This window comes from Methylolobus aquaticus (assembly GCF_054172105.1).
Map to the genome: position 1 here is coordinate 1 of NZ_JBSYXP010000042.1, position 1874 is coordinate 1874.

3 protein-coding genes are annotated in these 1874 nt (G+C 56.8%); all 3 read left to right on the forward strand.

What is annotated here, in order from left to right; translation table 11 throughout:
• Positions 1 to 62: 62 nt before the first annotated feature.
• From ACW73L_RS22055 to csb2, 3 genes are read left to right on the forward strand one after another with little or no spacing between them, the layout of a single operon-like run.
• The gene (locus ACW73L_RS22055) at positions 63 to 482 is read left to right on the forward strand and encodes a hypothetical protein (RefSeq protein ID WP_498924689.1); all 420 of its coding nucleotides are present in this window, start codon (positions 63 to 65) and stop codon (positions 480 to 482) included.
• Positions 479 to 1642, forward strand: coding sequence for a type I-G CRISPR-associated RAMP protein Csb1/Cas7g (cas7g, locus tag ACW73L_RS22060; RefSeq protein WP_498924690.1), 1164 nt, complete (start codon positions 479 to 481; stop codon positions 1640 to 1642). Before ACW73L_RS22055 ends, cas7g begins: the two co-directional genes overlap by 4 nt.
• A gap of 3 nt (positions 1643 to 1645) precedes the next feature.
• Positions 1646 to 1813 (forward strand): type I-G CRISPR-associated protein Csb2, encoded by a 168-nt coding sequence (gene csb2, locus ACW73L_RS22065; protein WP_498924691.1) that lies wholly within the window; start codon positions 1646 to 1648, stop codon positions 1811 to 1813.
• Positions 1814 to 1874: the final 61 nt, after the last annotated feature.

Genomic DNA, 1874 nt, shown 5'->3' on the forward strand with positions numbered 1-1874 from the left:
TCTGCCGATAAACCCAGCGGATAGCCTGCGACAACAATCAGGCCAGCGGAAGCGTGCGGTTTATGGAGCGCTTACGTATCACTCAACTCTGGCAAGAGCAGCGAGAGGAACTCATCGCCGACCCATTTGGCAGACTTTGCCCGATGGGCGGGAGCTTCAATTTCGATCCTCGTGGCGCTTGGACCGCGCTCGATGCCGGGTATTCACTCAACGACCTTGGTGGCCAACTTGAGCAGAAGGTCATGGCCTCGCCCATCGTGGAGATTTTGGCTGCCATCGGGCTGGAACATGCACGCCCCGCCGAAATTTCCTTGCGCCTTTATCGCTATGCCATCTGGGCCGGACTACTTCCCGCCCAGTTAGCCCGCGCCGCGTTGAGTGGCAACTTTGCCCCTGTCCAGCGACGCTTGTTCCGTTTTCCGCTCCACCTGTCGGGTAAAAACAAAGTCGTCTGTTATTCAACTGAGGAGACCGAAACATGACCGAAGTTCTAAGCCTGACCCATGCAGCGATCAATGCTTGGGCCGACGATCAAAATGGACCGGTTGCGTTGGTTCTCAAGCAACGCCTGCTCCCGGTGGATGGAGAGGGCGGCATTATCTTCCCGCCGACCTACGCGGATATCGGGTATTCCATCGACACGCTCGCTGATGGCACGAAGGTCGCGCAGATCGACTCGGTGCCCTCACAGGCAAACCGCATGGAGCCACTTTTTCAGCAAGCCAACTATCGGAACTTGGTTCCGCAGATCGTCTTCGATTTGGGAAAAAGTAAGGACGACGATGCAGAGCGAACCGTTTCTCTGCTTGAACTGGCCCATCGCGCGGGTGATGCGGTCGTCCGTTCGTCCGATTTGGCTGCGGAAATGGATGCGGCGTTCAAGGCTATCCTGCGCAAAAACGATGCGTGTCCTTTGGCCAAGCTCGCTCCGACCTCGTTGCTGTTTGGTGCCTGGGATTCTAGAGGCACGCAGGTTAAGCGGCCTCGCTTGCTACGCTCCTTCATTCGCGCCGAAGACATTGAAATCCTTCATGGAGCCGCACAATACAACAGCGTATGGAAGCTTCTGGACGATGACGAGAAGAAGGCGCTGACGGATGAGGCCAAGAAACAAAAGGTCAATCTCTCCGACAAGGGTTTCAAGGACGTGCCTGCGGTTTTCCGCAAGTCGGACAAATTGCAAAAGTATAAGGATGGGCATCCGAACGACGAGGCTCGGGTACTGGGAGGAATCATTGCCCGCGGACCGATAACCCGACAAGTCACTATCAACCTGATCGCGCTCCGTTCGATATGCGGTTCGGATGACAACGCCTCACGGACGCTGCGGCGTTATCTGCTGGGTTTGGCTCTCGTAGCGGCGACTGCAGAGATGGAGTTCTATCTGCGCGAGGGCTGCCTCTTGCGTTATGCAGATCCGGACGATGAGCCGTGGGAAGCTGTTCCGAGGCGCGGTGGATCGACTTTTTTTGCCCTCTCCTCGAATGAGGCTATGAATACGATTGTGGAGTACGCCAAGGCCGCAGCGGAGAGTTTCGGCGTTGTCCAGCCCAAGGAGCGGTATGTTTTCGATATCAAGAAGGCAAAAGCGCTGCTTGCTAAGGACGAAGGACCGGAAAGCGATGCTGAAACGGGAAGCTAGGCCATGCCCATACATGCTCTTTGGGTTTCGTTGCGCTTTCTGGACGGACGCTACTATGGCGCGGGAGATTGGCCACCGTCTCCATTTCGGCTATTGCAGGCCCTTGTGGCTGCCGCGAATACCGGGCGGGCGGCTGATGACGCGGAGTTGACAGCCTTAACAGGCTGGTGAAAAACTCCGAAGGCGTTGTGTGGCGGGGGCTCCGGCGTTCTGGACGGGGTAAAATACGGTA